This is a genomic window from Stenotrophomonas sp. 59 (assembly GCF_030291095.1).
Lineage (GTDB): Bacteria > Pseudomonadota > Gammaproteobacteria > Xanthomonadales > Xanthomonadaceae > Stenotrophomonas > Stenotrophomonas maltophilia_Q.
In genome coordinates, this window is record NZ_CP127408.1 from 443,784 (window position 1) to 466,945 (window position 23,162).

A 23,162-nucleotide genomic window follows, 5' to 3' on the forward strand; every position below is an offset into this window, starting at 1 on the left:
TATCGATATATCGAAGCCGGCAATCATCGATCCGGCCACAAGCAGGTCTGTTTTGGGCCACGGCCGGCCCCGCCCACAGCAAAAGGGGCGCCCCTTGCGAGGCGCCCCGGGCAATGCTGTGGAAGGGAGTGAGGCAGGGCCAGACGGCGGACCGAGGCGGGCGAGGCCAACACTCGAGGTCTACCCTGAGGGCATTGCGGGGGTTGATCCAGAGGCAGGTGCGACACGTTGTCGCCGGTTCAGCGCCAGCACGCAGAGCCGATACAGGTGGCCCCGGCGCTGCCCCACAACCGTCATCGGCAGCGGTAACACTGCGTCCTGCACATGGGCGCAGCAACCCGCAAGCGACAGCCCGCGCAGCCGCCAAGGCCCGCCGTAGGGCCTTCACCGGGCCGTGCAAGCCCCTTGCGGACACTGGCCGGTTGCATCCATACGCCTGCGTAGCCAAGTGACGAAAGCCCTTGGTGCGCTACACTTTGCGGTCTAGAAATCTATACAACAGTCGCGCGCGTGCGTGCGGTTATGGGAGCGCTAATGAACTGGTTGAACGAGGTGCTGAACAACGACCCGAATCCTGTGGAAACCCAGGAGTGGATCGAGTCGTTGAAGGCCGTTATTGATGTCGAGGGCTCCGAGCGCGCGCATCAGCTGCTGGAAGGCATGGTGGAACTGACCCGTCGTTCGGGCGCCTACCTGCCGTTCTCTCCCACCACCGAATACGTCAACACCATCGAGCCGCAGCTCGAGGCCAAGAGCCCGGGCAATGCCGAGCTGGAATGGCGCATCCGTTCGATCATCCGCTGGAACGCGATGGCCACCGTGGTCCGCGCCAACCGCAAGCCGGGTGACCTGGGCGGCCACATCGCCTCGTTCGCCTCCGGCGCCACCCTGTACGACGTGGGCTTCAACCACTTCTGGCGCGCCCCGAGCGAAAACCACCCGGGCGACCTGCTGTTCATCCAGGGCCACAGCGCCCCGGGCATCTACGCGCGTTCCTTCCTGGAAGGCCGCATCAGCGAAGAGCAGCTGGACAAGTTCCGCATGGAAGTGGACGGCGGTGGCCTGTCGTCGTACCCGCACCCGTGGCTGATGCCGGAGTACTGGCAGACCCCGACCGTGTCGATGGGCCTGGGCCCGCTGGCCGCCATCTACCAGGCGCAGTTCATGCGCTACCTGGAAAACCGTGGCCTGATCGAGAAGTCCGACCGCAAGGTGTGGTGCTTCATCGGCGACGGCGAGAGCGACGAGCCGGAAACCCTGGGTGCGATCGCCCTGGCCGGCCGTGAAGGCCTGGACAACCTGATCTTCGTGGTGAACTGCAACCTGCAGCGCCTGGACGGCCCGGTGCGCGGCAACGGCAAGATCATCCAGGAACTGGAAGGCGTGTTCCGTGGCGGCGGCTGGAACGTGATCAAGCTGCTGTGGGGCGGTTACTGGGATGCCCTGCTGGCCAAGGACAGCGACGGCGTCCTGAAGAAGCTGATGATGGAAACCGTCGACGGCGAATACCAGAACTGCAAGGCCTTCGGCGGCGCGTATACCCGCGAGCATTTCTTCGGCAAGTACCCGGAAACCGCTGCGATGGTGGCCGGCCTGAGCGACGACGACATCTGGCGCCTGAACCGTGGTGGCCACGACCCGCACAAGGTGTACGCCGCCTACCATCAGGCCGTGAACACCAAGGGCATGCCGACCGTCATCCTGGCCAAGACCGTGAAGGGTTACGGCATGGGCAGCGCCGGTGAGGCACTGAACCCGACCCACCAGACCAAGAAGCTGGACGACGAAGCGGTGCGCCACTTCCGCGACCGCTTCAACATTCCGGTGACCGACGCGCAGCTGGCCGACGGCCAGGTGCCGTTCTACCACCCGGGCCCGGATTCGCCGGAAGTGCAGTACCTGCAGGAACGCCGTGCCGCGCTGGGTGGTTACCTGCCGCAGCGCCGCCGCAAGGCCGACAAGACCTTCGTGGCGCCGAAGCTGGAAGCCTACGAGCGCCTGCTGAAGAGCAGCGGCGAGCGCAGCTACTCCACCACCATGGCCTTCGTGCAGAGCCTGAACATCACCCTGCGTGACAAGGAACTGGGTCCGCACATCGTGCCGATCGTGGCCGACGAAGCCCGTACCTTCGGCATGGAAGGCCTGTTCCGCCAGATCGGCATCTACGCGCCGTTCGGCCAGAAGTACAAGCCGGTCGATGCCGACCAGCTGATGTTCTACCGCGAAGACCAGAGCGGCCAGGTGCTGCAGCAGGGCATCAGCGAGCCGGGTGCGATCAGCTCGTGGATGGCGGCTGGTACCAGCTACTCGGTCAGCAACGTGCCGATGCTGCCGTTCTACATCTACTACTCGATGTTCGGCTTCCAGCGCGTGGGTGACATCGCCTGGCAGGCCGCCGACATGCGTACCCGCGGCTTCCTGCTGGGTGGCACCGCCGGCCGCACCACGCTGAACGGTGAAGGCCTGCAGCACGAAGATGGCTTCAGCCATCTGGTGGCCGGTGGCATCCCGAACGTGCGCAGCTACGACCCGACCTTCGGCTTCGAAGTGACCGTGGTGCTGCAGCACGGCACCAAGCGCATGATGGAAGATCAGGTGGACGAGTATTACTACGTCACCCTGATGAACGAGAACTACACCCACCCGGAAATGCCGGAGGGCGCGGCCGAAGGCATCGTCAAGGGCATGTACCTGCTGACCGACGCCGGCAAGCCGAAGAAGGGCGAGCTGCGCGTGCAGCTGCTGGGTTCGGGCACCATCCTGCGCGAAGCCATTGCCGCGGCCGAGCTGCTGGACAAGGACTTCGGCGTGACCGCCGACATCTGGAGCTGCCCGAGCTTCAACGAACTGCGTCGCGATGGTTTCGACGTGGAGCGTGCCAACCGCCTGCATCCGGAAGGTGAGCAGCGCAAGGCCTACGTGACCGAGCTGCTGGAAGGCCGCCAGGGCCCGGCGATTGCCGCCACCGACTATGTGCGTGCGTATGCGGACCAGATCCGTGCGTTCGTGCCGATGTCTTACACGGTGCTGGGTACCGATGGGTTTGGCCGCTCGGATACGCGTGCGAACCTGCGCCGGTTCTTTGAGGTGGATCGCTACTACATCGCGCATGCCGCGATTGCGGCGCTGGCGAAGGAAGGGAAGATGACCGCGAAGGACGTGGCCCGGGCGATCAAGCAGTACAAGATTGATCCGGAGAAGGCTAATCCTGTTGGGGTTTGATAGCGAGTAGCGAATATCCGTAAAGAGAGGGCGGCCAACTGGCCGCCCTCTCTTTAATTGCTGGACTCCATCACCGATATAGGTAGGATCCACATGGGCATTTGGGTTGACGACGGACACTGGGGGCGTCTCGAGTGCCCCAGAACTCTACTGCCTACAAGGGAAGGGCACGCAAAAAATGGAACTCAATTACATTGATGTCTTTGCAGGGTGTGGTGGCCTGAGCTTGGGCCTGCATCGTGCTGGCTGGCATGGTCTCTTTGCAATCGAAAAGGATGAGTTCGCCTTCTCAACTCTTAGTCGCAACTTTCTAGAGGAAGGTGCCCGGTTTCACTATTCGTGGCCAACATGGCTTCAGAAAAAGCCATGGACAGCGAAGGGGCTGATTGAAGCTCACGGTGATGAATTGAGCTCTTTAAGGGGAAAGGTGACTCTCCTAGCTGGAGGTCCTCCTTGCCAAGGATTCTCGACTGCCGGCAGAAGAATGGCGGATGATCCTAGAAATGCTCTTGTTGACGACTACCTTGAGCTAGTCAGAATTCTAGAACCTAAATTCTTGGTAATCGAGAACGTTAGGGGCTTTACGGTTGACTTCGCAGTTTCCGATAGAAACGCTAAGGTAAAGGAGAACACCGCAGCGGTTCTCGCACGACAGCTCGCACCGGAATACCACGTAGATTCTTCGCTCCTATCAGCAGCCGAATTTGGAGTTCCCCAGAATAGACAGCGTTTCGTTCTCATTGCGGTAAGGCGCGACAGCAAACTCCTTCCATTGGCGATCGAGAAACTTAAGGAGTCAGCAAAGGCTGTGATAGATAAGTGGGATATTCCATCGAAGAATACTGCACGAGCGGCCATCTCCGACTTTGAATCAAGATACGCGAGCGTAGTGCCTTCATCCGATAGTCCCGGGTTTCTCTCCCTCGTTCCAGGACGTCCACGAACTAAGTATCAGCGTGCAATGCGCGACGAATTCCGGGGCGGCGCAAATGACGCACGCTTGGCGCGTCATACTGAAGCGGTAGAGAAAAGGTTTGAGAAAATAATAAGCATGTGCCTGGAAGAGGGGCGTTCTCATCGCGCACTTTCAAGCGCTATGCGAGCGGCTCTAGGGATTAAAAAAATGGCAACTCGCGTTCTTGATCCCGATAAGCCGTCTCCTACGATCACCAGTATGCCGGACGATCTTTTGCACTACAGCGAACCGAGAACTCTGACCGTCCGCGAGAACGCAAGACTGCAGAGTTTTCCAGATTGGTTTGAGTTCACAGGAAAATATACGACGGGCGGGCACCTTCGGCGTACCGAAGTACCTCGCTTTACCCAAGTAGCGAACGCTGTTCCGCCGCTAATGGCTGAGGCAATTGGGCACTGCCTCAGCGAGCACTGCAAGGTATCTTGGACTACTTAGCGGCGTCATCCGAGGCTGAGAAAATAGCCGCTTGAGCATCGGTCAACTGCTCTGCCAACGCGGGTTGTCCGGCGGCTACAGCCAAATTCGCTAGCATTGAGAGGAGTGCGCCTAAATTATCTGAGTGCTTAAGCAGGCGAAGGCGAAGCTCTCGCATCTTCTCCTGATCGTAATGAGCTTCGCGGCCCTGGAGAAAAATCTTTCCGTTCTTCTTCTCTGCCTTCCTGTGAGCAAAGTCGTTTCGCGGTGAAATAATTTCACCCTGATAAACTTCGAGATGCTCAATAAGATGGGGCTCAGATAGTTGGTCGCCTATCTTGGCTATCTCACTCAATAGCATTTCTAGTCGTTGTGTGGCGCCAAAGTTAGGGTCCCTAAGTAGCTTATCTAACCGGCCTTTTCGTTCAAAATCTCGAATATCTTCAATCTTGGACAGCATTCTAGCTGTAATTGTTTCAGAAACAATTGCTGCAAATTTTGGTTTGTTGTCAGGGTAAGATATGCGCTGGATAACCTCCAAGCACTCGATCATTCCATGGTCGAGATCGCTAGTCGCCGCCATTACGATGCCACGCATATGATCGAGATCAAGGACACGACGAAGTTGGCCCTGAATGATTCCACTGACTCTGTCGCCTAGTTGGTCTCTGTTGCAGCAATAGACGCCGTCTATGTCTTCATTGAATATCAGCTCCCTCAATCGCTTCGCGGTCTCTGAGCTGTAGAAGACCACGTCTGTGTTGCGGTACTTCTGACGAAGCCTACGGGTGAGCTTAGCGCCATCATGTTGGCCACCAAGCTTCCAATCCATCATCACTAGATCAACATCGTCCTCATCTGGAATTCCAGCCAGAGGATCTTCCATGCCGGCCTGAACGATTCGCAGGTCAACGTGCGGCTGAAATCCGAGTCTACTTATTATTGCTTCGATTCGCTTTATCGCTGGTTCAATAGAGCTTCTCTGGTCATCAAACCACAGCATCCTGTACTCGAGTTTCATTCATCTTCCTTTGATTCTTATCGTAAACTGGGCGCCTGAACGTGAGGGATCAAAGGCAATTGATCCACCAAGGTCATCTAATATTTGGCTGATATGGTATAGACCCAGTCCGGATCCGGTAGAGGTGGTAAATCCCTTCTCAAAAATTCGAGATGGATCAGTAATTCTGGGGTCAAGACCATTTCCGTTGTCCTTGACAGTAATTTCAATCTCGGATGAAGAGGCTTGGCGTATGTCAAAGGATATGTCAGATGCTTGAGCTCTGCTTGCATTGCTTATCAAGTTGTCCAAAAGAATGGACACTTCGATAGGCTTGAATCTTCGCATCAAAGACGCATCTGAATTTCTGGCGTCAATGGATATTCCGGAATCGGCAAATATAGGTGCTATCGTCGTCAGATAGTCAACGATATAGGCGGCCAGGTCGACTTCAATTTGTTCGGAATCGAGACGGAAGTTCGCTTTTGTGGCGAAGCGTGCAGTAGATAGGACCTTCCTATTCTGGAATGAGATGTTTTCAAGGAAAGAAAGAAGGTCATCACGACTAGGCGTTATCCCGTCTCTAAGTCGGTCGAATTGCATTCCAAGAATCTCATTTATCGCTGCGGCGTGAATTATTATTTGGTGATGGAGTATCTCGACCGTTTCCTGATCGAGGCTTGTGAGGGATGTTAAAAAGAGGCTTCTCTTCTTCTCCTCTTCGAGGCTGAAGCCAAGCTTCTCTGCTTGCGTCCGAGCCTCCAACGCGATGCGTTCAGCATCTCGCCTCGCCAAACGTTCCCGATCTGCTGCTTCTCTGGCTGCTTGCTCAGCACGCTGGAGATTTACAAATCTATCATTGGCGGCAGTGATCTCGTCTAAAAGCCGTGCGTCCCCGGATTTTTCAGCAAGCAGCCGTAGGCTCGTGATCGAATCTGAGAAGTCGTCTGATCGTTCGTTCAGTATTCTAACAAGGTCCTTGCTGTATCGAACCAACTCGACGCCATCGGTACCTGCTAGTTGAGATACGATAGCCGCGATTCTTGCGCTAGCGCTGTCTCCCTTGAGGCGTGCCGTATCCTCTCGATCGAGATCGTGCGGGTCCTTCCAATTGACGCCCACCACGTATCGCTCCAAGCGCCGGAAGCAGTTCTCGTCAAAGCACTCCATTAACTCATGATACGCAGGTGTATCAATTAGCCCTTGATCTCTGCTTGTGGATTCACGAAAAATTTCATCGGAACCATAAATATCAATTCTCCCGATGAGATCTCGTGTTCCGAGAAAGCGGTTGTAGCCTTGAGCCTTTCTACGATCGATGCCGAAGGTATCAGTGCCCTTCTCGCCTATCGGGAATATCCTAAAGCCATTCTTGAATAAGAAAATTGATCCAAAGCTTACTGAGTTAACCCCCATGCGCTGAGCAAAGGTATGTTTTGCGGATCTATTTAAATAGAATAGGCTGCAGTTAAATCCTGATCCAGTGAGTAGCTTGTACTTATTGTCCTGTCTGATCTCGTATATCAATTCGCCGCGATCAGTTAGTGAGGTTAGAATGCTGTGGCCATCGTCACTTAGCCTTACATCGATGCTTGTCGTCTTCCCCCGAAGAGTGTCGAATATAAAGTTGGAGATCGGGCCGTTAACCTTTTGATGTGCTGGTTTGATCTCGGTCGCCTCTTCAGAATAAGAGGGTACTAGATCTGAACCATCAGTTTTGACCAAATCTAAGTCAGATTCCGCATCGGTTTCGAGTTCATGGGGTGCCCAAAGCTTCACGGTGAAGCCGTCGGTGCTGTCTCCAAAAGGATTGATAATTTTCGCAAGGGCAGATCTGAGCTTGAGAAGTTTTTCCCTCGGCCAGAACTCGCGCAGGTCCGAAATCTCTAGCACAGTCCCCGTACTGAGAGCGCCAATTGAGGGAGGTAGTGAAAAATTATTGGCGCGCGAATGGAGGACGGGTACCTGATCAAACTCCGCTTGCGCGCTTTGTTCAAACAACGTCCAGTCAACGTCTACCACTTCAACGGGGCCATCGTTTGTTCTACGAGTCTGTAGTGTAAGTTTGGAGCCCAGGCGATCGCAGGAAAATCTACCTACACCTTTGCTGCCGGCGTATGACCTTCGAGAAGATATTCGATTTCTGTACTCATCGCTGTCCTCTGTTCCGTCCTTCTTGGCGGAGTATGCGACGAAAAGCCATTTATCCTTGATGTCACTCAGCGTCATTCCTTTGCCGTCATCAATAATAAATATGCTGTTGTTTATGAATACTATGTCGGTGTTTAGTGCGCTCGCATCAAATGAATTTTTTACAAGTTCGAATATTGCAACAAACTCGTCCGTGATGAGGTCTCGGCCCAGGACTCGCTTCAGTCCTGAGCTAATTTTGAAGTGCATAGGAGCATTGTCGGTGGCAAGTTCCTTACTCATATGCTGCCAGTCCTGGGATTAAGGTGTGCGATATACTGCATCGCAGTTAGGCTAAAGTTGATGGATATATCACCTTTCAGTGTGAATATTTTAGGCTTCCTTCTAATGTCAAAAACCCTATATAGCCAATAGTTTTCTGCGTGTTTAGCTGAGTACTCAGCTTCATTTCTTGATACATAAATTGGGGTGTGAATTCCGTATGCAGTTGTCTTGACTTCAATGTGTCTCTCGGTGCCGTCTGCGTTAAACGAAAGAATGTCGAATCCGAGTCCGTCCCCTTTACTGACAGAGACATGATCCACGAGTGAAGCAAGTTCAACCGCGCCCTCATTGGCGAGCCTATTTTTCTCGAACTCGAGCACCGCCAGCTCGCCAGCGAATCCAATTGATCTGTTGGCCGACTCCCTTGCAAGGTAGTCTCTGTGAATTCCGCATTCAGTTGGAAGCTTTCCTTGCTTTTCCTTGTCAAGGTCAGAAAATCTTGGGGGAGGGACTAGGGTGATTGAGCCAAAACCGACAGTCGGAGCTTGCATCGGCATCTGCACCCTGCTCGTTGCCACACTGTCGAATTCTCGGTCGATCTTGATCAGTCGTTCGACTGTTTCAAAAAGAGAATGCTGATAATTGAAAAGCGGTTTATAGCCTGCTAGGGTTTGTATTCCCATCAACGTCAGGACGGCGCTGATGTTTGAGTGCTTTCTGGAGATTGAGAATAAATTTCGAGCCGGAATGCTTAATGCAAGTCGCCGATTGCATTCACTTTTATTGACAGAATTGCCTGACTCCTGCGCTCGCAGCATATATAGATAGGTTCGAACTACGAGTTCCACCTCTCTATTTGTCCACGGCTTGCCCGTCTGGCCGTCCTTACTGGCGTCTTCCTCAATGACGAACATCCCCCGCCCCCGCTTACCATGTATAGATAGCTTAACAAGGTTCGAGTTGATAACGTCAGCATCTGTCGCAGTCGGCGGGGTGCGGCCTCTTGCCTGTTCCTGGGCAATTCGCTTCGCTTGAATGCCTCTCCGGTCGGATAGCCACCGGGTTAGGGCGTCCGTAGGATAGCGGCTTCAGAGCGCTTGGGGCATAGCGGCTTCGGCCCACTTGCCGTCCGGTTGAGGAGCCTCATCTGGTTCCTCGCTGGCTTTCAGTTCAAAGCCTCGGTAGGTGCAATTCATCGCGTCCCTTGGCGCCGAGATGACGGCGGAGCGACGTTTCTCCCCGCGCTTTTTTGCCGCCTGCGCAGTGTCTGGCGCTTACCGATGGACACGTCTTAGACTCAACTTCCAAGTGCGACACCCGGCGATCACGTAGCGAGCGTGCGCGAGAAGGTTCTACGGCATTCGTGCTCCGAGGAGCGCACGGTGCTCGAGTGCGAGTGCGAGTGCGAGTGCGAGTTCGAGGTCGGCAACGGTGCCAATGTCATCTCGATTACCGGACCCCTTGAGCCGTAGGTCCTTTACGTTTTCCTACTGATTCGGTTGGCAGGAAGCCCCTGCTTGCATTGACCGACTTTGAGCCCAGCGGTATCGAATGAGGCGTCGGAACAGCGTAAGCAGACGCGGGAGAACATCGCTCTGTGGTTCGCCGGTCCCTGCGCGCCTTGGCAGAGCGGAGGCTACTTGAACCCCACGACATGGTGCGCCAGCTGATGCCAAAAGGGATGTCTTGCCCATTGCGAGCCAGAAAAATCTCAACGACGTTGCCGATCTGATGAACGCTCTTTCACACCAAACGTTTGGCTGGAGAACGCCGAATCAAGCATTCGGATAGGAATTCACTTGATTAAACTCACGCGCTGCGCTTGCAAGTTTAGCTACTCAGGAGCTCTCAGGCAGTCTCAAAGTTCTGCTGCGCCTCCGGGGTGAGTCCCATGCCCGCTTTAGGTGACGAAAACACATTGCATTTCATCCATCTGCAGATATGGCAATCACCGGGGTTGTGATTCTGAGTCGTTCACTAGCAGGGACGGGGGGCATGGATGCCCAACCCAAGGTCGGTAGATAGCCCCAAAAATAGCTAGGCCTAGAACCATTTCCGCTGACAACTCACCGATGCAAGCGGCACGCCGTGTATTCAGGTGGTTGGCTCAAAGCGGTTCAAGCCGGCCTAGGAGCACCGAGCCGCGTTCCTGGTCGTGAGTGCCGGTGTCCCATTGGAACCTTCGGAGTCCCGATTATCCCTGCACCTGTAAACAAGCACTCGCCTGCGCGCACAACGCCACACACGCCAACGTCAATCCCTCCATCACCCGATCCCCCAGATACTCCTCAGGCGAGCCGTTCTGCCGAGTCCGCTCTGCAGCCAACATCAGCTCCGCCACCACGCGTAGCCCTGCCAGCGCGCAATCCGCGTCCGCCAGCTGGAGACACCGCCCAGGCAGTTGATGCCGCTCCGGCCAAGGCTGGCCGTCCGCAGCCGCACCGGTTCCGATGCGATGCAGCGTTGCGACGAAGGCGTTGGGATCGACGGACGGTTCGCGCTCGCGTTCGGCGTTGTCCGGATCGTACTGCGCGTGCAGGGAACGGAAGTCCGATGTGTTCATGGCAATGCTCCGTACAGGACAGATAGCAGCGCCACCAATAAAGGTGGCGGACGGTGCGTGTCTCGAAAACCGGTGAATACCCAAGCCGGCGGGCACGAAGGCCCCCACGCACCGCCCGCCATGGAACGCGAACGGATTGCCAGTCGGCGCCATCCGAAGATGACGCCGACTGGAAAGCGTAAAGCACTGGGTATTCAGACGGGTTTTCGAGTCCCGCGCCACCCTTTTCCGGTGGCACGCCAAGAGATACCCGTACAGCTACCAAATGCCAAGAAACTGCAGAACCGACGATTGCCAGTCCTGACGCTTTCGGCATTGTCGCACACGGTGTTAAGCCGGCAAGCGATTGCGCCGCAATGGTCTTGGAGGGCTTGGCGTTATTGGCCCCAAGTGCAGGAATGCCCACAGTCAGGGCCATGGAGTAGGGTCAATCGCGACAGATTGGACCGGTGGTTCAGCCGGGCGGCGCCTCGGCCGGAGGCGCGAAGCTCAAACGCACCCGAACCCGCGCATGCCGCGCGACGCCCTCAACCACGACCGGATCAAAGCGCCACTGGTCCACTGCGGTAAAGGCCGCACGATCAAGCTCCCGCAATCCGCTGGACCGCACCACCATTACGTTGGAAACGTGGCCCAGCTCATCCAGCTGAGCAACCAACACCACCGCCATGGGAACCTGCAGCAAGGTATCGGGCGGCGTGGCAGGGGCCGTTGAATACACAACGGCAGGCGCGTGCTGCAGCTCGAAGGTTGGGTTGTCACCGCGCTCTACGAACACTTCAGTGGAAACCTGCGGGTCTACCGCCATGGCCATGGTAGGTGTAGCGCCCAGCAGCATCAGAACGAGGTTCAGTGCCAGGGCGGTGTTCAAACGGGGCATACGTGGTTTCCATTCCAGTGCGCTGCCAGCATAGCGGTCATCCCCTGGCATCGCTTGCCTTGAATGCCGGCATGCCGGGCGGCCGCACGGTTCACACAGGCATGCCCGGCCTTGGTCACAGCGCATCGTCGCGCTCCAGGTCGTAGTCGCTGCCGAAGGCGAGCGCCGCCTCGCGCGGCGGAAGGTCTGCGTAGCAGCCCAGCAGGCACTCATCCATGCCGGCATCGCGGTGGTCGATGGCGAACAGGTGGAGGAGCTCCTGGTCGAAGGCTTCCAGCCATGTGGGGTCGATTCTGGTCATGGGCATCCTCCGGTGGGGGGGAGGGGAGGATGGTCTGGAGCTGCCTCACAGCGTGGGATCAGTTCCGCATGGATTCTGGCGGACAGCTCCCTCCGCTGGATATGCTCCACCCGCCGATACCAGGAGTCATCGTCATGGAAGACCTGCTCAATCGATCCGCGCTGCTTCGCCAGGCGATCCTCTCTACGGTGGATCATCCACTGGCGGAGGACTCGCCCAGATTGTTGGCGTCAATGGACGCAGCGTTGCTGAGCCTTGAACACGCAGACGCCCTTCGCACGCTGCTGCAGGCCCGCATGGCGTCCTCTGCGATGGCATTGATGCGCTGCCAGTACGAGGCGTTCACGCGGTCCGTCTGGATCCTGCATTGCGCATCCAAGGGGGAGGTGGCGTTGCTATCCCTGCCGCCCGAAGCTGGAACGAGCGAGCAAAGGTTGCCGATGCTTTCGAAGATGCTGGAAGCATTCGCAAAAGTAGCGGAACTGGACAATCTGCTCTCGCACCTCATCGAGCTGAAGGCCCACGCTTGGGCTCCGCTGAACTCATTCGTACACGCAGGGGTACACGCAATGGGCCGGAGTCGCGATGGCTTCCCCATGCCCTTGGCGATCAACGTCATCCGGATGAGCAACAACCTTTCAATGATGGCGGGGCAGCAACTCGCCATTCTTACCGACGTCCCGGATCTGCAGAAGGACGTGCTGCGGCTGGATGAAGCCTTTGCCGAGTGCCTTCTCTTCGATGAAGAAAAGCGCCGGACCATCGAGACGAGGGCGCCGGTGGAACAGTCGAGCTAGCTGAAGCCAGTAGCCTACATCGACGGCGCCGAAACCCGCTGCTGTTGCTCCTGCGTGCGCTGCATGTCTGCCTGCTCGCGCGCCTGGCGGTGGCCGATTGCTTCTACCTGGTTCAGGCTCTCCTGCACTGGCCGCTGGGCGGCCTCTGCAGTCGCCATGTGAGTGCGAAGGGAGGCAGGGTCGGACATCGCACCCTGCACCACAAAGATGTTGTGTGCGGCCGGGGAGGCAACTGTCTGTCTGCTCAGCACCACATGGTCCGCGCGGGTGATTCCGGCATCCTTGGCTGCAGCCAGCAGGCTGGTAGACATGCGTTCACTGGCGTCATCGAAGGTTCGGCCGTTGGCCTTGTCCAGTGCTTCCACCTTGCCCCGAATCTGGTCCAGCAGCGCCTGATCTGCAGGACTTAGCGAGCGGATGGGCGAGGACTGCATATCTTCAATACTCTGCGTCGGCGGCGAAATGGTGTGGGCGCTGCCGGTGTTCTTCAGCTCCACCCAGCCCAGTCCGTCCTTTCCGAAGTCGCCAACAGGCAGGATCTTTGTGCTGCCAAAGTCGAGGCCATTGCGCTCAAGCTGCTTCGGGTCGAGTCCAAGCTCATGCAGATCGATGCGGATTGCCGGGGGCTGGCGGCCTTCGGCCAGAAAGGCATGGCTCGTCCCGATCACTGATAACGGATAGGTGCCGTAGTAGTTGCGGTAGTCGGAATCGCCGTGCCGGCCCAGCGTGCCAGTGCCGTCGTAGAAGCACTGCTCGACGGCCTTGGTGAGCTGGACGCCGTCATTGTTGGGGCGCTTGGCAAGCGCATCATATGAAATGCCCTCCGCCAGGCTTCTGGTTGCACCCTCTGCCCGAACGCATCGAGAGAGCGAGCGGGACGCAAGCATTGCCTCCAGTCCGTTGTCATCCAACGTTGGATTCAACGCTCTGAATCGGCTATCCAATGCCCGCAGGCCCGAGACCTCCGCCAGTGCCTCGTCCTGTCGTCCCTTGTCCAGAAGCGTGCGCACCGGCTCGGTCAGGTTCACCGAACCTGACCGGGAATCGTGTGATGCGATCAGTTCCTCGCTGTAGGTCTGCTTGAAGTCCCTGAGTGCTGCGGCGCGTTCCTTGGTCAGGATGCCGTGCATGGCCTCGTGGCCCAGCACTTCGGTAAGTCGTTCTTCAAGCCGGGCGCCGGTTACATTCTGGAAATTGGAGGCGCTGATGAAGATCGTTGGCGGGTTTCCATCCGACCCATCCTGGAAGTGGCCACCATTGTGATGTCCGTAGGACACGGCAATCCGGCTGACCTGGCCGCTGGTGGCTGCGTTTGCCAGAAGGTGATTGAGGTAGGGGGAGCCTGCAATGCTGCGTCGGATCGCATCCTCGGCACCACTTGGAAGCTGTTTGTCTGCGCGCAGATCGGCCAACAGTGGCTCGACGCTGGATTCGATTCCCTTCATTTGTCTCCTCCTCCAAACTGGACCGCGTAGACGCAGGTTCTCGCGGTATCACCTTCATTGGAACGATAAGTCAACAGGCTGGTATCCATACCCTGGCTACCACCGGTGATGGGGCGCCGATACTGCCTGATGCCCCCTCTCTGAAATGGCACTTCTCCTCCGGTCCTGTATCCGAGGGCTTCGAGGGCTCGTCCGGCACTTTCGGCTTCCCAGTAGCACACGCCATTCGGAGCATCCGTCACTGGCTGCTTGCCCAACTGATAGAAGATCACCTCTTGGCTGGGGAACTCACGTGCCGACTCAACCGACAGATAAGACGCCCCATAGTTGTAGCCGTCCGTCGTTGCCAGGTCCTTTGCGATGTGCCTGATGCTGACCTTTTCGTCTGGCACGAGCGAGACACCGATTGCAGTGCCGAACTTGTCCGGACTGATATCCGCCCGTGACCTGAGCGAATCCGCATAGGCGAGAATCCGCTTCTGCAGCTCGGTCATGGATATGCGGGCAGGGTGCGTATCTGCGGCAGCGGCACGTTCATTGAGGGCAGACGTATCCGGCGATCGCGCACATGCAGACGTCAGGGCAAGCATGGCCGACAGTCCGGAAATTGCGCCAACGTGAGCTAAATGCGAGATCACATGACGCGGAAGCAGTAGAGGCCGCCAAGTCGAGATCGCGGGAAGCGAAGCTAGCGCCCCTTGGATTGCGGTGCCCATCGGCAAGTCCCTTGCAGTGGAGAGGTCACTATACGGGGCCGACCCCGAGTGACTCTACCCGCCGGGCATTGACCTCCTGCGTTTGCTGGCTGGTTCACACATTCAGCCATCCAGTGCTGAGAGTGCCTGAGCTCTCCACCTGCCCCCCATCCCACCTATGCCATCATCCAGCCAGGACCGCAGCACCCATCAAGGCTGAACAGGCATGGAGCAGGCAACACGCTACACCGCAACGCTGTACCTGGCCGCCCCCGGCACCCCACTGAAAAGTGGGGGCATCTCGCCGCGCGGCCATATGTACCTGCAGGTGGCCGCGGGCGACGAGGCCCACAGCTACGGCTTCGCACCGCCGCGCCACGCGCCGGGCGAAGCCCCCACCGGCGTGCAGTACGCGCAGGTGCGCCACGACGATGCCGATGAGCATCTGGACCCGTACTACAGCCGCACCCTGGAAATCACCGAAGAGCATTACGGCTGCCTGCGCGACTTCGCCGAAGAACCGGCCGAGTTCGAATTCGATGTGGATCGCCCGGCCACCATCAACCGCTGCAGCGATTTCGTCTGGGCAGCGCTGCACTACGCCGGCCTGCATCCGCTGCCGGCGCCGCTGGATGGCGGCAGCAATCTGGGCGAGTTCGCGGTGCTGTTCAACCTGCCGGAAATCCAGTGCATTGCGGCGCCGTTCCCGGGCAGCGATCTGAATGCTGAAGCCCACCATGCGATGCCCGAGCGCGAGGCCGAGCATCATCGCCAGGGCGACCGCGCCAGCGATGAGCCGCCACCGACCCCGATTGAAGTGGCCGGCACGCTGCTGGACCCTTCGCATCCAGACCATCGCCTGTTCTCGCAGCTGATCCAGAAGGTGGCCGAGCTGGATGCCGCGCACGGCCGCCCGTTCGATGCGGCCAGCCAGCGCATCAGCGCCAGCCTGCTGGTGCTGGCCAAGCAGAACAATCTTTCACGTGTGGACCACGTGCTGCTCAGCCAGCCGACGAAGAGCAGCCATGCGGCGGAGAGCATCTTCATCGTGCAGGGCGACCGCAACGACCCAGGGCACCGCCGCGCCAGCATCGCCACTGAAGTGGCAGCCAAGACCGATGTGGCCGATTCGCTGCGGTTGAAGGAGCAGTAATCCGCGCGCCTGCCATACGCGCGCCGGCGCACGCCACGTCCCCCACCTGCTACCATTCCCCCGCAACCCCAGCCAGCCCACCCCGCGCAGACAGATGCGGGGCGGGCCGTCGCAGTACGGCCCAGCGAGCCAGGACACCTTCCCGTGCCTATTCAAGGACGCTCGCATGTTCCGTAATCCTCTCTTCCGCTCGGCCGCCCTGGCCGTTGCCGTTTCGCTCAGCCTCGGCGTGCCCTCCGCGTTCGCCGACAACGCACCCGCCGCCAGTGCCACCGCCGCGGTGCAGCGCCAGGCCGTGGCCAAGGGCCTGTACGAGCTGGCCTACAGCCCGAAGCAGAACGCCGTGTTCGTGGCTTCCTCCGGCGGCTTCGGCGATGACGCCGGCCCGGCCCAGGTGCTGCGCCTGAACCCGACCACGCTGGCCGTGGAAACCCGCATCCCGCTGGAGCGCAAGGCGTTCGGCGTGGTGCTGGATGACGCCCACAACCGCCTGTACGTGGGCAACACCGTGGACCTGTCGGTGACGGTGGTCGACACCGCGCAGAACAAGGCCGTCGGCACCATCCAATTGATGGAGAAGAAGACCGGCAAGGACGGCAAGGCTGCCTACACCCACGACCTGCGCGAGCTGGTGGTCGACAGCGCCGCCAACCGCCTGTACGTGACCGGCCACAGCAGCCAGCCGGACGTGAGCAGCGTGCTGTTCGTGATCGATACCACCACGCTGAAGGTGATCAACACCATCGACGGCCTGGGCAATGCAAAGGCGCCGGGCCTGGCGCTGGATGCGGCCAACAAGCGCGTCTACACCAGCAACCTGCTGGCCGACCTGGTGGTGGTGGGCACCGATTCGAACAAGGTGGTGGCGCAGCACAAGATCGCCGCCGAGCAGCCGATGAACATCGCGCTGGACCCGGCCGGCAAGCGCCTGTTCGTGACCGACCAGGGCTCGGAGTTCCTGCGTGGCTACCAGGCCAAGAGCAGCGGCCTGGTCAGCAAGCATCCGGGCCAGCGCGTGCTGGTGCTCGACCGCAGCACCGGCAAGGAACTGGCCAGCATCCCGACCGACGCCGGCCCGCTGGGCATCCTGCTGGATGCACCGCGCAAGCGCCTGTACGTGACCAACCGCGAAGCGGGCACGGTGACCGCTTACAACAGTGACAGCTACCAGAAGGTGGCCACCTACACCGTGCCGACCCACCCGAACAGCCTGGCGCTGGATGCGAAGAACAACGTGTTGTTCGTGAGCATCAAGAACGGCGAGAAGGATGACAAGGGCGCTGACGAGAGCGTGGCGCGGATCCAGCTGTAACCGGCTACGGGGCCGCCCGTGCGTCTGGCACGGGCGGCCCTGCCCGGATCAGGTATCAAGTGCCTTGTGCAGCGGGTGACTTCTTCGTGTCTGCTTCCCGCGGGCACGGATTGAACTCGGTAACCTGGTCCATGGGGATGCGATGGATGGTCCTGCTGTCGTCATCCTTCAAGCGTACAAGCAGCACGGAACTGGTCGAGTAGACAACGTTGACCGGATGGGTAGCGGTACCATCACCGATCAGGAGCCTGCGGGATGCGCTGTCACGCGAGCGCAGATCCAGCGTTATGCAGCCCCCGGATTTACCGCTTGGCGGATTGACAACCTGCGAGGCCAGGTATGCACCGGTCGGAGGAAAGAGCATGGCCACGGTGACCATGATCGAGGCGAACGAGAGTGCAAGTACACCGACGCCGTATCGTCCACTCAGTTCATCGACCACTCTGATGACGATGGACTGGAATATGCCCAATGCTACTGCGGCCGTGAGCAGGCACATGCCAATCACCAGATCACTTTCCCTGGAGACCAGGCCGAGCATGAGCCGCATGATCGTGTTGATGGACAGCAGTTGCATGAGCCCCATGCCCAGCAGGAAGTAGCTGTCCAAGGAAAGCCATTTCTGCTTCCTGTCATCGGGCTTCGCCCAGCGGGAAAAGAAAACGAAGATCAGCAGGCAGCCAATTGTGCTGAACCACAGTGCTGCATCTGAAATCTCGGTGTAGAAGGACGCGACATAGATTCCGCTGAAATGCAGTACGCCCGGCGTGATCAGCGCAAGGCTCCAGCGCCAGAGCGTCCTGTTCCGGCTCGCCGGATCGTCCGGCAGCAGCTTGATTCCCTGGCCTGGGATGTACGAGAACCGATTGGGTGACAGCACGATGGGGGAAAGGAACATGACGGCCAGGGCAAGGATGCGCAGCCCGGTCACCGCAAGCATCATGGGGAGTGCGGAAACGGCATCGGACGAAAGCAGGCTGATAGGCAGCTGCTCCCTGACTGCGTAGTAGAGGATGCCTGCGCTGGGCAGAAGTACTGCAATCGACGCAATGAGTACCGTATGGCGCTCGATCCAGGCCAGCACCGGGCGAAGTTCTGCGACGACATTGTCAATGAAGGTCACGAGCTCGGAATGACGCTTGTTCATCAATCTCTCTTTTGGGGGTTCCATCATCCTGATCTGTGTTCCCTCGCTGTCCGGTGAGGGGATTGCCTGCTGTCGACCGCTGAGGTCGTCCGGGTTTCGACAGGAGTAAAGGTCTACCTCGTGTCACGTACTTCGTTGCTGTCGCGTACCCAGCATCCCAGGCCATACAGCGCGAGCCCGTACACCACGGTGGCACCGATGATTCTGAACATGGCGTTCCTCGTCAGGTGATTGAAGGGAGGGCGGCCCTGCACTGGCGTGGCCTCCCCGCAGAGGAATATGCGGATCCCTCCGACAATCTGTGTCGCAGTGCGATGCGTCGTCGCAATCGGCCACGAAAAGTTCGCAATAGGCCTAAAGTTTTCGGAAGTGCTGTCGATGATCCGGGGGATCAGGCGTTACGACATGGTTTGTCGCTATGTACGCCGAAGATGGATCTCCCAGCCAAAGCTGCGGGCGAAGCATGCCTGGGTATTGGCCAACAGCTGGATGCTTTGCGTCACGGAGGAAAACGCAATGGAACCCAATGCAGATGACAATGCCCGCGAAACGTCGGGCAGGCAGATCCTGGACGCAGCGACGACGATGTCAACGCTGGAGACTGTCCAACGCTATGGCAACGCAAATGCCGAATACATCAAGGGGTATACCGGAAGAGATGCACTGACCGGTCAGACATTTACCCATGGTCTGGAGAAGATCTCCGGGTACAAGCTTGATCCGGTACGCCCCGAAAACAGCATTGCCCAGCAGGCCGGCTATGCGGCTGAGGTAGCGGCGACCAGTCGCGACAATGCCGAGGCCATCATCAGTGGGTCACCCGTTCGCACGGTGCGCAGTGATGATCATCCCGAGTACCGGCGGAATGACAGTCGCGTTGACCGGGTAAGGGTGCTGGATGGCCAGATCATTGAAGGCAGCCAGTCCCAGATGAAGTTCGTGGGCAACCGTGATCAGCTCCTTGAGAGGATCGCTGCGCCCGATGGAAAGTTCTCCCGCTATCGTGGGCTGAAGCTGGAGCTGCCCTCGGAGCAGTACATCGATGCCGAGGCACATTGCCGGGCGCAGGCTGCAGATCTGCGCCGCCAGGCGGACGTGGTTGAGGCGAGGGGAAAGCCTGAGGTTGCACTGGATCTCCGTGCGAAGGCAGACAACTATGAGCAGCTGGCCGGCAACCTTCTGGATACGGGGCTGACCAGTGACGATGCGAAGTTCTATCGTACCCATCCGCGGATGGCGACGGTGCGCGATATCGCGCATACCAGCCACAGGGCAGGTCTTGAAGGCGCGCGCGGGGCGTTCATGGTTGGCGCGGCGATCAGCATGGCGACCAATGCCTATGCGGTGGCAACCGAGCGCAGGGGGATGATTGATGCGGGCCGCGCAGTCCTGGTGGATGGTGCCGTCTCTGCCGGCATGGGCTACGCAACGGCTGCGTCCGGGGCCGCATTGACCGCAGTGATGCAGCAGTCAGGCCGACAGAGCCTGCAGGTCCTTTCCCGTACAGCCGCTCCGGCCATGGTGGTCGACGTCTGCGTGACCATGACCAGCTGCATACGCCGCTACGCCAGGGGTGAGATCGACGGCGTCCAGTTCCTGGATGAGATCGGTGAGAAGGGTTCCGGCATGATGGCTTCGGCCATGATGGCGGCATTGGGCCAGATCGCGATTCCGGTCCCGGTGGTTGGCGCCGCCATCGGCGGGATGATTGGCTGCACGCTTTCATCGATCTTCTATCGGGAAACGTTGGAGGCGGCCCGGAGTGCCGATCTGGCTGCCGAGAGGCTGGCCTTGGCAATCGAGCTCAATGAAGCTGCCCGTGAAGAGATTCTGGCGCAGCGCCTGGCGCTGGCGCAGTTCATTGCGGCCGAGCTTCCAGTGCTGAATGACGAGACGGCCCAGTTGCTGTGTGCACTCGATACCACCCAGTCAGAGATTGACGCCGATGGCTTTGCGGCTGCAATCAACCGCTTTGCCCTTCTGCTGGGCAGCCGCCTGCAGTTTGCTTCGCTGCAGGAGTTTGATCTGTTCATGACGGGTGACGAGCCACTTCGGCTTTGATCAATCGAACCCATTTCTGGTCGTGGCCTTCCGGGCAGGTTGGCCACACCGGCTTCCGTGTGTGATCCCAGGACCTTGGAGATACGATGTTCCTTTATCTGCTTCCAGACACCGAGCAGGCAACCTTCCTGAAGGTTGCGCGCCTGCTGAGCGTGAGTGACAACCCGATGCTGTGGGACGGAAAGACCCACGAAGAAGTGACTGGCGATACCAACCTGAGCAAGGTTTCGCTGGATGAATCCGAACACGAACGTGCGATCTTCGACAGCTTTTCCCGTGAGTGCGGCAAGGTATATCGGTCCGACGGGGTGACGAAGGAACTGTTGACGCGCCTGCAGACGATGCCGCTGGTGCGCCAGAGCGACCCGGTGGAGCGGGCGCGGGTGGCATGCGAGGTGCTCGACTCGCTGATCGACAAGGCCATGGTCGAAGCCGCGCAGCCGGCCGTACCGAAGGTGATGCTGTATGAGTTGATGCTGCTTGCACTGGCCGACGGTGAAGTGTCGAGTGTCGAGGAAGCACAGCTGCGTCGCCTGGCCGATATCTTCGGTATTGACGACTACATCTACAACGACCTGCTTGAGCGCGCGGAAAGCATCAATCGCGAGGCCAGCCGTACCGTTGCCATCATTCTTGAGTAAAGGGAGTTACCCATGATTCCAATCGTAGTCGGGGCCGCGATGGCGGCCAGCGCGCTGTACGGCATCTACAAGGGCGGCAAGGCCGTGGTCGATCACAAGGATGCCGGCATCGCCAACGCCGATGCCAAAGGGCTGATCGAGAAGGGCTCGTCGTTGCTGGAGACGCAGCGCAAGCGCACCAACACGGTGCTTGAGGACTATGGCGCACGCAAGCTGCGCGCTTTCAATGGAGGGATCGCGGACTTCATCGATGCGTTTGGCCAGCTCAAGAACGTTGAGGGGATCGGCTCACCCGAACTGGACAAGCTGGTGCAGGGCGATTTCAGCACGGCGTCGCTGGAAGGCCTGAAGCGGGACTACCAGTTGCTGATGGACTCGGGCCTGGGCCTGGGCGCCGGGCTGGGAAGTGGCGCCGCGCTGGCATTTGGTGCGTACAACGGGACGATGCTGCTGGCCAGTGCCAGCACCGGCACTGCCATTTCGACCCTCAGCGGTGTTGCCGCAACCAACGCAACGCTGGCGTGGCTGGGCGGCGGTTCGTTGGCTGCGGGCGGATTCGGAATGGCTGGCGGCACCCTGGTGCTGGGTGGCCTGGTTGCCGGTCCGGCGTTGGCGATCTTTGGCTACGTGGTGGGCAGCAAGGCTGAAGCCGCGCTGGCCGATGCCCGCCGCAACAAAGAGGTCGCTCGAACCCATTACGACGAGGCCGTGTTGGCCGCCGAACAGTTGGCAGCGGTCGAGGCCGTTACTACGCTCGCCAACAGGACGTTCTCCAAGCTGTGCATGTCGCTGCGTCGTGGTGTAGCCGATATCCGTGATGTCATCCGGGAGCACGGCTGCGATTTCAGTAGTTTCCCCCAGCAGGCGCGGGAGCGGGTTTTCCGCGCCGTGAAGATTGCCCAGCTGATCAAGGTGATGATCGATACCCCGATCCTGGATGACGCAGGAGCGCTGGTGCTTTCGACGGAGAAGGCCGTGGCCGATGTGGATGCGGCGATGGTGGTGATGAAGGGCGAGGAGCCCGCCAAGGCGGCTTGACGATGGGCAGAGCCCCACGCCGTTCTGGTGGGGCTCTTGTTGCCTGTCGGCTCTGGAAGGGAAGATTGATATGAAGATCCGTTCGAACGACACGTTGATGCGGCAGTGGGAGATGCTGCGCATGATCCCGCGCGCTCCGCGCAGGATATCCGTCAGGCAGATACTGGAGAATCTGGAGCCGCTGGGCTTCAGGACCAGCAGCCGCACCATTGAACGGGACCTGCAGAACCTGTCCACGCGGTTCCAGCTCATTGCCGACGACAGTGAAAAGCCCTTTGGCTGGAGTTGGTCCAGGGAAGCGAACTTCGCCTTCACGCCCAGGCTGTCGATTTCGCAGAGCGTTGCGCTGCTGCTTTCGCAGGCACATCTGCGTCAGCTGCTCCCGGCAACGGCCATGAATGAGCTGATGCCCGTGTTCGACATGGCGCGGGCGGAAGTCTCGACGTCGGGCTGGGGGGAGTGGGCCAGCAGGACCGCGATCCTGCCCATGGGCCCGAACCTGCTTGCCCCCGAGGTGGAAACGGCCGTACAGGTGGATGTCCACAGGGCATTGGCATCCCGACGCTGCCTGTCAGGTTGGTATCGCAGCAAAGGCAAGGACGAGCCGAAGGAGATGATCATGCATCCTCTGGGGCTGCTGATGCGCGGTTCTGCGCAGTACCTTGTCTGCATGTTGCGCGACTATACGGACATCCGCCACCTGGCGTTGCATCGCCTGAGTGGAACCCGGGTGCTTGAAATGGAGGCAAGGAGCTTGCCGGACTTCGACTTCCAGCGCTATGCGACGACCACCGCCACCGCGTTCCAGGGGCAAGGACGCATCGTACTGGAGGCGCGCTTCCGGGCGCAGGCTGCGGAGCATCTCAGGGAGACGCCCCTGTCGGTCGATCAGACGATCAGTGATCTGGGTGATGGATGGATCCGGCTGCGCGCTACGGTAGAGGACGACCAGACCCTGCGTTGGTGGCTGATGGGCTTCGGGAGCAACGTACGGGTCGATTCCCCACCGCACCTGTGCGACGCCGTCGGCGCGGAGTTGGCCCAGGCGGCAAGCTACTACACCCGCGATCTGGAGGAGGCCGTGGGCTGAAAGGGTTCTGGT

General features: G+C 59.1%; 18 protein-coding genes. 9 read left to right on the top strand and 9 right to left on the bottom strand.

Annotation, left to right across the window (positions count from 1 at the left end):
- The first annotated feature begins 534 nt into the window (after positions 1-534).
- Both aceE and QP552_RS01970 read left to right on the top strand, forming a co-directional pair.
- Positions 535-3,222, top strand: a complete 2,688-nt coding sequence (gene aceE / locus QP552_RS01965; protein WP_004139606.1) for a pyruvate dehydrogenase (acetyl-transferring), homodimeric type — start codon at positions 535-537, stop codon at positions 3,220-3,222.
- Between the two features lie 178 nt (positions 3,223-3,400).
- Positions 3,401-4,633, top strand: coding sequence for a DNA cytosine methyltransferase (locus QP552_RS01970; protein WP_286074812.1), 1,233 nt, complete (start codon positions 3,401-3,403; stop codon positions 4,631-4,633).
- Here QP552_RS01970 and QP552_RS01975 read toward each other — a convergent pair.
- The 6 genes from QP552_RS01975 to QP552_RS02000 all read right to left on the bottom strand — a co-directional run bounded on the left by QP552_RS01975 (position 4,626) and on the right by QP552_RS02000 (position 11,771).
- Positions 4,626-5,633 carry a hypothetical protein gene (locus tag QP552_RS01975; RefSeq protein WP_286074813.1) on the bottom strand — a complete coding sequence of 336 codons (1,008 nt, stop codon included), beginning with the start codon at positions 5,631-5,633 and terminating at the stop codon, positions 4,626-4,628. The two genes, QP552_RS01970 and QP552_RS01975, sit on opposite strands and share 8 nt — an antisense overlap.
- Entirely contained in the window at positions 5,634-8,045 is a 2,412-nt protein-coding gene (locus QP552_RS01980; RefSeq protein WP_286074814.1) for a sensor histidine kinase, read from the bottom strand.
- On the bottom strand, positions 8,042-8,941 hold the full coding sequence (locus QP552_RS01985; RefSeq protein WP_286074816.1) for a DUF3883 domain-containing protein: 900 nt from the start codon (positions 8,939-8,941) through the stop codon (positions 8,042-8,044). Before QP552_RS01985 ends, QP552_RS01980 begins: the two co-directional genes overlap by 4 nt.
- A 1,280-nt stretch (positions 8,942-10,221) precedes the next feature.
- Complete coding sequence (locus QP552_RS01990; protein ID WP_286074817.1) at positions 10,222-10,590, bottom strand: hypothetical protein; 369 nt, start codon at positions 10,588-10,590, stop codon at positions 10,222-10,224.
- Positions 10,591-11,044: 454 nt separating this feature from the next.
- Positions 11,045-11,470, bottom strand: a complete 426-nt coding sequence (locus QP552_RS01995; protein WP_286074819.1) for an energy transducer TonB — start codon at positions 11,468-11,470, stop codon at positions 11,045-11,047.
- Between the two features lie 115 nt (positions 11,471-11,585).
- Positions 11,586-11,771 carry a hypothetical protein gene (locus tag QP552_RS02000; RefSeq protein WP_172986189.1) on the bottom strand — a complete coding sequence of 62 codons (186 nt, stop codon included), beginning with the start codon at positions 11,769-11,771 and terminating at the stop codon, positions 11,586-11,588.
- Positions 11,772-11,905: 134 nt separating this feature from the next.
- Here QP552_RS02000 and QP552_RS02005 point away from each other — a divergent pair, with 134 nt between their 5' ends.
- Positions 11,906-12,568, top strand: coding sequence for a hypothetical protein (locus QP552_RS02005; RefSeq protein ID WP_164281670.1), 663 nt, complete (start codon positions 11,906-11,908; stop codon positions 12,566-12,568).
- A 14-nt stretch (positions 12,569-12,582) separates the two neighbouring features.
- Here QP552_RS02005 and QP552_RS02010 read toward each other — a convergent pair whose 3' ends face one another.
- Both QP552_RS02010 and QP552_RS02015 read right to left on the bottom strand, forming a co-directional pair.
- On the bottom strand, positions 12,583-14,013 hold the full coding sequence (locus QP552_RS02010) for an XVIPCD domain-containing protein (protein WP_172986190.1): 1,431 nt from the start codon (positions 14,011-14,013) through the stop codon (positions 12,583-12,585).
- Positions 14,010-14,507, bottom strand: a complete 498-nt coding sequence (locus QP552_RS02015; RefSeq protein ID WP_032965543.1) for a hypothetical protein — start codon at positions 14,505-14,507, stop codon at positions 14,010-14,012. Before QP552_RS02015 ends, QP552_RS02010 begins: the two co-directional genes overlap by 4 nt.
- 427 nt (positions 14,508-14,934) lie before the next feature.
- Between QP552_RS02015 and QP552_RS02020 the strand changes: the two genes are divergently transcribed.
- Together QP552_RS02020 and QP552_RS02025 are read left to right on the top strand one after the other, a co-directional pair.
- Positions 14,935-15,861, top strand: a complete 927-nt coding sequence (locus QP552_RS02020) for an XVIPCD domain-containing protein (protein WP_286074820.1) — start codon at positions 14,935-14,937, stop codon at positions 15,859-15,861.
- A 166-nt stretch (positions 15,862-16,027) separates the two neighbouring features.
- Complete coding sequence (locus tag QP552_RS02025) at positions 16,028-17,173, top strand: YncE family protein (RefSeq protein WP_180853046.1); 1,146 nt, start codon at positions 16,028-16,030, stop codon at positions 17,171-17,173.
- A 55-nt stretch (positions 17,174-17,228) separates the two neighbouring features.
- Here QP552_RS02025 and QP552_RS02030 read toward each other — a convergent pair whose 3' ends face one another.
- Entirely contained in the window at positions 17,229-18,320 is a 1,092-nt protein-coding gene (locus QP552_RS02030; protein ID WP_286074821.1) for a hypothetical protein, read from the bottom strand.
- Between the two features lie 369 nt (positions 18,321-18,689).
- Here QP552_RS02030 and QP552_RS02035 point away from each other — a divergent pair, with 369 nt between their 5' ends.
- The 4 genes from QP552_RS02035 to QP552_RS02050 all read left to right on the top strand — a co-directional run bounded on the left by QP552_RS02035 (position 18,690) and on the right by QP552_RS02050 (position 23,150).
- The gene (locus QP552_RS02035) at positions 18,690-20,381 is read left to right on the top strand and encodes a hypothetical protein (RefSeq protein WP_286074822.1); all 1,692 of its coding nucleotides are present in this window, start codon (positions 18,690-18,692) and stop codon (positions 20,379-20,381) included.
- An 86-nt stretch (positions 20,382-20,467) separates the two neighbouring features.
- Complete coding sequence (locus tag QP552_RS02040) at positions 20,468-21,022, top strand: hypothetical protein (protein ID WP_033833675.1); 555 nt, start codon at positions 20,468-20,470, stop codon at positions 21,020-21,022.
- 12 nt (positions 21,023-21,034) lie between these two features.
- Positions 21,035-22,060, top strand: coding sequence for a hypothetical protein (locus QP552_RS02045; protein ID WP_286074823.1), 1,026 nt, complete (start codon positions 21,035-21,037; stop codon positions 22,058-22,060).
- Between the two features lie 70 nt (positions 22,061-22,130).
- Complete coding sequence (locus tag QP552_RS02050) at positions 22,131-23,150, top strand: WYL domain-containing protein (RefSeq protein WP_286074824.1); 1,020 nt, start codon at positions 22,131-22,133, stop codon at positions 23,148-23,150.
- Positions 23,151-23,162 lie beyond the last annotated feature (12 nt).

Coding starts and splice junctions, on each gene's coding strand:
- QP552_RS01990 (WP_286074817.1), bottom strand. CDS start 10,590: ATGAACACATCGGACTTCCGTTCCCTGCACGCGCAGTACGATCCGGAC.
- QP552_RS02000 (WP_172986189.1), bottom strand. CDS start 11,771: ATGACCAGAATCGACCCCACATGGCTGGAAGCCTTCGACCAGGAGCTC.
- QP552_RS02015 (WP_032965543.1), bottom strand. CDS start 14,507: ATGACCGAGCTGCAGAAGCGGATTCTCGCCTATGCGGATTCGCTCAGG.
- QP552_RS02030 (WP_286074821.1), bottom strand. CDS start 18,320: ATGAACAAGCGTCATTCCGAGCTCGTGACCTTCATTGACAATGTCGTC.
- QP552_RS02050 (WP_286074824.1), top strand. CDS start 22,131: ATGAAGATCCGTTCGAACGACACGTTGATGCGGCAGTGGGAGATGCTG.
- QP552_RS02005 (WP_164281670.1), top strand. CDS start 11,906: ATGGAAGACCTGCTCAATCGATCCGCGCTGCTTCGCCAGGCGATCCTC.
- QP552_RS02010 (WP_172986190.1), bottom strand. CDS start 14,013: ATGAAGGGAATCGAATCCAGCGTCGAGCCACTGTTGGCCGATCTGCGC.
- QP552_RS01970 (WP_286074812.1), top strand. CDS start 3,401: ATGGAACTCAATTACATTGATGTCTTTGCAGGGTGTGGTGGCCTGAGC.
- aceE (WP_004139606.1), top strand. CDS start 535: ATGAACTGGTTGAACGAGGTGCTGAACAACGACCCGAATCCTGTGGAA.
- QP552_RS01995 (WP_286074819.1), bottom strand. CDS start 11,470: ATGCCCCGTTTGAACACCGCCCTGGCACTGAACCTCGTTCTGATGCTG.
- QP552_RS01980 (WP_286074814.1), bottom strand. CDS start 8,045: ATGAGTAAGGAACTTGCCACCGACAATGCTCCTATGCACTTCAAAATT.
- QP552_RS02045 (WP_286074823.1), top strand. CDS start 21,035: ATGATTCCAATCGTAGTCGGGGCCGCGATGGCGGCCAGCGCGCTGTAC.
- QP552_RS02020 (WP_286074820.1), top strand. CDS start 14,935: ATGGAGCAGGCAACACGCTACACCGCAACGCTGTACCTGGCCGCCCCC.
- QP552_RS01975 (WP_286074813.1), bottom strand. CDS start 5,633: ATGAAACTCGAGTACAGGATGCTGTGGTTTGATGACCAGAGAAGCTCT.
- QP552_RS02040 (WP_033833675.1), top strand. CDS start 20,468: ATGTTCCTTTATCTGCTTCCAGACACCGAGCAGGCAACCTTCCTGAAG.
- QP552_RS02025 (WP_180853046.1), top strand. CDS start 16,028: ATGTTCCGTAATCCTCTCTTCCGCTCGGCCGCCCTGGCCGTTGCCGTT.
- QP552_RS01985 (WP_286074816.1), bottom strand. CDS start 8,941: ATGTTCGTCATTGAGGAAGACGCCAGTAAGGACGGCCAGACGGGCAAG.